5 protein-coding genes are annotated in these 6,007 nt (G+C 67.3%); all 5 read left to right on the top strand.

The genetic code is table 11. From position 1 onward, the window contains the following. Positions 1–1,737, top strand: a 1,737-nt coding sequence (locus tag WAW17_RS09720) for a cutinase family protein (RefSeq protein ID WP_422332773.1), incomplete at its 5' end; no start/stop codon positions are given. Between the two features lie 141 nt (positions 1,738–1,878). After that, complete coding sequence (locus tag WAW17_RS09715) at positions 1,879–3,504, top strand: peptidoglycan DD-metalloendopeptidase family protein (RefSeq protein WP_422332772.1); 1,626 nt, start codon at positions 1,879–1,881, stop codon at positions 3,502–3,504. 67 nt (positions 3,505–3,571) lie between these two features. Then, positions 3,572–4,252 carry a hypothetical protein gene (locus tag WAW17_RS09710; RefSeq protein WP_422332771.1) on the top strand — a complete coding sequence of 227 codons (681 nt, stop codon included), beginning with the start codon at positions 3,572–3,574 and terminating at the stop codon, positions 4,250–4,252. Beyond that, positions 4,252–4,866: a hypothetical protein gene (locus WAW17_RS09705; RefSeq protein WP_422332770.1), complete on the top strand. Its 615-nt coding sequence runs from the start codon at positions 4,252–4,254 to the stop codon at positions 4,864–4,866. The genes WAW17_RS09710 and WAW17_RS09705 overlap by 1 nt, the downstream gene beginning before the upstream one ends. A gap of 50 nt (positions 4,867–4,916) precedes the next feature. After that, positions 4,917–6,007, top strand: a 1,091-nt coding sequence (locus tag WAW17_RS09700; protein WP_422332769.1) for a MinD/ParA family ATP-binding protein, incomplete at its 3' end; no start/stop codon positions are given.

Genomic DNA, 6,007 nt, shown 5'->3' with positions numbered 1-6,007 from the left:
CAGTCGGTGTCGAACGTGATGGCACGTTGCCCAGCCTCGAGTTTCGTCCTGGCCGGATATTCGCAGGGCGCTGATGTCGCCAACGACGTTGCGGTGAACATCGGTGCCGGCCGCGGACCGGTCCCGGTGTCGGCAGTCCGCGCGGTGGTGTTGGTGGCGAACCCGAAGAACGGCACGAAGGGCTCCCAGGTGGTTGGGCCCAAGCTCGACGGTCAGGGCATCGCCGGTCCCGCGGCGGAAGGGTTCGGGGCACTGTCGGGCCGGGTGTTCGATATCTGCAACCCGGGCGATAAGTACTGCAACACCGATGCCGGCCAAGACACCTTCCTGGCCTCGCTGGGCCGTGTACTGGCCAATCCGCCTGGTGCGGTAGCCCCGACCACTGCATCAGCGAGCGCCGCCACCACGACGGCACCGATTCCGGACGCCGTCGCCGCGACTGCGAACGCCTCTGGCTCCGCACCGAATGCCGGACCCGCCGGTGGTGATGCCACCAAGTTCGTGGACGGTGTGAGCACCGACTACGGGATCGCCGATCTCGCATCGGCACCGGGCGCTGCGCAGTCGTTGGCCTCGGCCGTCGAACGCCTCCAGTCCGCACCGGCACCGAACTCCACCGTGCAGGCCGCCGAAGTGGCCGCGGTTCGCCAGCAGGCGCAACTGGTCTCGGGCACCTTCGCCCCGATCGCACAGACTCAGCAGTGGATGGCCGCGAATCCCGCTGCCCGCGCCAGTTTACGGGAAGCACCCGTCGATTCTCCGGAAGCAGTCACGAACTCGGTGGTCGATGCTCTCGACCAGGTCGATGTCCCGAAGGTGGTCACCGCCGCCGAGTCGGTGGTGCAGCTGGCGAACACCATCCTCTCGTCCACCTCCGGCGGCGGAGCCCCCACCAGCTCCGCGCCCTCGTATGCCGATCTGAGTGCGCCAGCACAGTCGTTGTCCTCGGGGGTGGCGCCACTGGCCAGCACCCCGCTCGACCAGCTCCAGACCGCAACCTCGGTGCTCTCGGCGATCAAACCGGTGACGATCATCAACCAGATCCTCAATGTCGTTGCCGCGGTGACTTCGGTGGACTACCAGGGCGTCGTCGCGAATCTACAAGCCCTCGTGGGACATCTGCTGGCCGGGAACATCAAGGCCGCACATCAGGTGGCGGGCGAGCTGAACAACCAGCTCTCCCCGTTCGTGAAGATGGCGGCCGGGGTGGATCTGAAATCGATCGCCCAGCTGCTGCGGCTGATTCCGGACCCGTCCGGAACGGCGGCGATCGCGTCGATGATCGTGGATCTGTTGGGCAATGTCGATGTCATTCGAATGGCCCGTGATGTCGGCCAAATTCAGGAAGTGGCCTGGCAGGTCGCCGAAACCGGCAACCTCTTTGCGCTCGGGCAACTGCTCCCACTGGGGTTGGATCTGGCGAACGTCACCCTGGGGATCATCGTTCCCGGGCAGAAGATGTCTCCCGAACAACTCCACGCCCCTGCCGATGCGCTGACCACTGTGATGGGGGCCCAAGCGGCGAACAACGATTTCGTCGGGTTGGGCACCTCTGCGCTCACTGCGTCGACGTCACCGAACGCGATGAACCTGACCGAGTTCCTCGATGAGGGATTCACCGCGGCGAGCTTTCTCGGATCGAAGGTCCACGAGGCCTACAACACCTGGCTGATCGACGGAAAACGCACCGCTCTGCAGGTCGTGGTGGACATCGCGACCAAGGCGATCGGAGGGTAGCCGGCACACCAACCCACAGGTGGGAGACCTCTTGGGCGAGAGCGTTTCCCACCGGGCGGAGATCGACATTCGCGGTAGCGCACTGCTGCTGACCTTCGTGCCCGGGCGGGCAAGACACACGACACACGTAAGGACATGACGATGGGTGATGCACCCAATTCCTCGAAGACCGGCGTCAAAGCCGCGGCCGCAACTCTCGCGGCCGCGGTAGCGATGATCGGTTTCTTGGTGTTGGGTAGCGACAACCCGAAAGCGGTCGACGATTGCCTGCCCACTGGGCCTGCGATCGGCAAGGTAGCACCGGGTCCGGGGACAACGACCCAGCCGATGCGCGCCGGCACATACCAACTCACCTCCGGCTTCGGGCCCCGATGGGGTTCATTTCACCGCGGTGTCGACTTCGCAGCTCCATTGGGAACCCCGATCTACGCGGCGACTTCCGGAACGGTCGCCGACGCCGGGTACGCCCAGGGATTCGGCAACTGGGTGATCATCGACACCGAGGTCGAGGGCACAAAGCTCTCCACCGTCTACGGGCACATGCCTGCCTCGACCATCACAGTGACCAAGGGCCAGCAGGTGTCCGCCGGTCAGGAAATCGCCGGCGTCGGTAACGAGGGCGAATCGACTGGGCCGCATCTGCATTTCGAGGTGTGGAACGGCGGCCGACTCCCCGACGGTGCGGGTGTGCCCACCGATCCGGCGCCATGGTTGTCCGGCGCGACCGAACCGGCCGCAGCTGCACCGAGTGGACCGGCGGAGATCGCGGTTCAGGCGGTGGCCGTGAGCACACCCTTGAACGGCGGGGCGGGGTGTGCGCGGCCGTCCCTTGGCGGCACCGGGCTTCGTCGGGGCTCGGCCCCGGCGGAATTCGAGCCATGGCTGATCAAGGCCGCGGCCACGTGCCCCGAGATCACCGCCCCGATCCTGGCCGCTCAAACCCACCAGGAATCGAAGTTCAACCGCAACGCCTACAACGTGCGGTCGCAGGCAACAGGGTCGGCGCAGTTCCTTCCCACGACATGGGAAAGCGAAGGTGTCGACGGCGACGATGACGGCAACCGCAACATGCACTCGGCAGCCGACGCGACAATGTCGATGGCCTCCTACGACTGCAAGATGGTCGAACTGTCGCGGAAGGGCCTGGCCGAGGGCCGGTTGACCGGCGACGTCGTCGATCTGGCGTTGAGCATGTACAACTGCGGCCCCGGCAACACACTGTCACAAGGCCAGGTGTGCCAGAACGCCGAAACCCAGAACTACGTCGCCCAGATCCGCAAAAGCGCCCTCGAGGTCTACACCGACACCACCACACCGTCGCCCGGCCCCGGTGGGCCCACCACCGGCAACGCCGTGGTCGACGCCGCGCTGCGCTGGCTCGGCACCCCCTACGCCTGGGGCGGCGGCGACGAGAACGGCCCCACCAAGGGCATCCGGGACGGCGGCGGCGTCGCCGACAGCTTCGGCGACTTCAACAAGATCGGCTTCGACTGCTCCGGCCTGGTCAAATACGCCGTCGCGCAGGCCACCGGTGGCCGCATCGTGCTCTCACACCTGGACCAAACGCAGATCACAGACGCCCGCGGCGCCGCGATCGGCAACCCCGCAGATCTGCGACCGGGCGATGTCATCCAGCCCCACTCCGGACACATCTTCATCTGGATTGGCGGCAACAAGGTCGTCGAAGCCCCCGAATCCGGTGGCGTGGTGAAGGTCTCCGAGTGGACCCCACCGGCCACCGGCCTGAAAGCCAGAAGGTTCGCGTGAGCTGCGTGAACCACCACCACCAGGACACCGGCACCGCCGGTGACACCCCGAAGAGAGGTCGAAGAGGATGGCAACAGCCACAGCGTCGGATGAATGGGAAAAGGCCGCGGCCGCAGTGCGGGACGCCGCCGCCGAGCTGCGCGGCTCGGACACCGCCGCACTGCGCACCTGGGCGTCGTCGAAAAAGCTGATGTCGCGGTCGATGTGGCCGAAGGTCAAGCGTGAGCTCTACAAGCAGCTCGACATCGACTACGACACCCAACGCGAAACCGAGAACGCCGCCCGCCAGCAGGCCATCGCCGCGGCCGCCGCCTCCGCCCCTCTGGTCGAGCTGTATGCGGCAGGTGACGAGCGGGGCTCGTTCGCAGTATTGCCCGGCCCGGCGGTCAACGAGGGCACCGACGCCCAGGTCAACGAAGCCGCCTGGTACGGCACCTTCCACGAGAAGGACACCATCTACCGCGAGGGCAATCAGGACTCGGCAGACAACTCCGCGGCGGGCAAGGCGGTGTTCCTGGCCGGCAAGGTGCGTGAATCGAAGGGGCTCGAGGCGGTGCGGTTGGTACTGCACATCAGCAACCCGAACCTCGACGGTGACCGGCTCGCCGGGACCGCGGCGAAAGCCTGCGTCGCACTCGAACTCGACATCACCGAGACCAACCCGGCCTGCGAGTACTGCGAACGACCGGGCTATCAGGCGTGGCAGGCGATCCGGTTGTCCGATCTCCTCGTCGACGAGGAGCAGTGATGCGCGGCCACGTACTCGCGGCTGTAGCGGTGGTGGCCGCATCAGCAGTAGTGCTGGCAGGGTGCTCCTCCGGTAGCGACGACCGGTCTGCACCTGCGCCGACGAGCACCCCAGCGAGGGCACAGCAGTGGTCCCCGTCCGATGCACCGTCCACCGAAGCCACCCGGCCGCACGCCACCATCCCGCAGACTGCCCCGGAGCAGGTCGCCGGCGTGGACCGTTCCGACCCCGCCGCAGTGGCCGATGCCGTGGTCACCACGTGGTTCACCTGGAACACGGTCGTCGACGCCGGCCCGAACGACGCGGCCGCGCGCACCGGCGCCTTGCTCACCGAGGATCTTCGCGCCGATCTCACCGGCACCGCGCCGATTTCGAGTCCAGGCGGGCAGTGGCTCGAATGGGCCGCAGCGAAGGCGCAGGTGTGGCCGACCGTCACACCCGTGGCCAACCAGGGCGCGAAAGACACCGCAACGACGGTGCACCGCATGTACCAGGTCGAGCAGACCGCGGTGGCACCGGACAACAGCGTGGTCGGCGTCGCCACCACCCAAGTCGCAGTGCTGGTCGTAGCCAGCGGCGACCAATGGTCCGTCGATGCGGTGCAACCGCTGTGACCGACGAACCCGCCCAGTATCCGACGTCCATCCCACCCGAAGGAACTGTCGTGAGCTCACCCGCCCGATACGAAGACTCCTCCACCGACGACTACGCCGCCGAGAACGCGGTGAACCTGCGCACCCAACGCCTCAAGCGCCACACACCGCGCCCTGAGCCCGAACCGCCCGTCCGGGACGGCGACACCGCGGAATCCGCCGAGATCGGTGCCGGTGAGGACGCATACGCCGACCCCTACGCCGTCGGTCAGGACGCGCTCGCCGCCAACGAATCACCCGCGGCCGAGATGACCACCCCGCGCCCCGGGGGTTTCCTCGAACCCTCCACGGCCGAGGACATCGGCCCGGCCGTGTGGGGATGGCGCGGCAAGATCAACGCCGCGACAGGTCTGCGGATCCGGCCGACCCCGGAGTCGGCGGAGATGCGATTCCGCGACTCGCTCGAGCGTATCCAGCAACCCCTACCGGGCTGCTCGGTGGTGACCTTCGCCAACCCCAAGGGCGGTGCCGGTAAGACCCCGAGCCTTCTGACCGTGTCGAACACCTTCGGCCGCCACCGCGGCCGCGGCGTGGTCGCCTGGGATGCGAACGAGGCCACCGGCACCCTCGGCGACCGTGCCGCCCGCACCACCGAGAACGAACTCGGACCGTGGGATGTACTCGAACACGCCTCCGAACTGGCGTCCGCGTCGGCGGTGTCCGGGGCGTTGGGGAACTATCTGCGCCTGCAACCGACGCTCGACGAGGTGCTGGCCGCGGACAACTCCACCACCCGCGAACGCGGAATCGGATGGGACGAATGCGCGGCCCTGATGGCCGTACTGCGCCGGCACCGGGACCTGATCTTCATCGACACCGGCAACAACCCCTTGGCCTCGAACTGGCTGTGGGCCGTCGAGCACTCGGACCTGTTGGTGGTGCCGTTGCCGTTGCGTACCGACATGGCCAAGCAGGCCTACCGGATGCTCGAGGGGCTCGCTGCCCGCGGCCTCGATGAGCTGGTTCGCTCGGCACTCATCCTGACCACTGCCACCCCCGAATCGGACCCGGGCCTCGAAGGCAGTGTCATGGAAGAGTTCGGGCGCCTCGGGGTCCAGAACATCATCCGGGGAGTGCCGTACGAGCCGCAGTTCGCGTCCGG

The organism is Rhodococcus sp. (in: high G+C Gram-positive bacteria) (assembly GCF_049286785.1).
Classification (GTDB): Bacteria; Actinomycetota; Actinomycetes; order Mycobacteriales; family Mycobacteriaceae; genus Rhodococcus_F.
The sequence above is the reverse complement of the archived record's forward strand: the minus strand, read 5'-3'. Positions and strand labels throughout refer to the sequence as shown.

Excerpts from the sequence above, each read along its gene's own strand:
- WAW17_RS09710 (WP_422332771.1), top strand. The coding sequence starts at position 3,572 with ATGGCAACAGCCACAGCGTCGGATGAATGGGAAAAGGCCGCGGCCGCA.
- WAW17_RS09715 (WP_422332772.1), top strand. The coding sequence starts at position 1,879 with ATGGGTGATGCACCCAATTCCTCGAAGACCGGCGTCAAAGCCGCGGCC.
- WAW17_RS09705 (WP_422332770.1), top strand. The coding sequence starts at position 4,252 with ATGCGCGGCCACGTACTCGCGGCTGTAGCGGTGGTGGCCGCATCAGCA.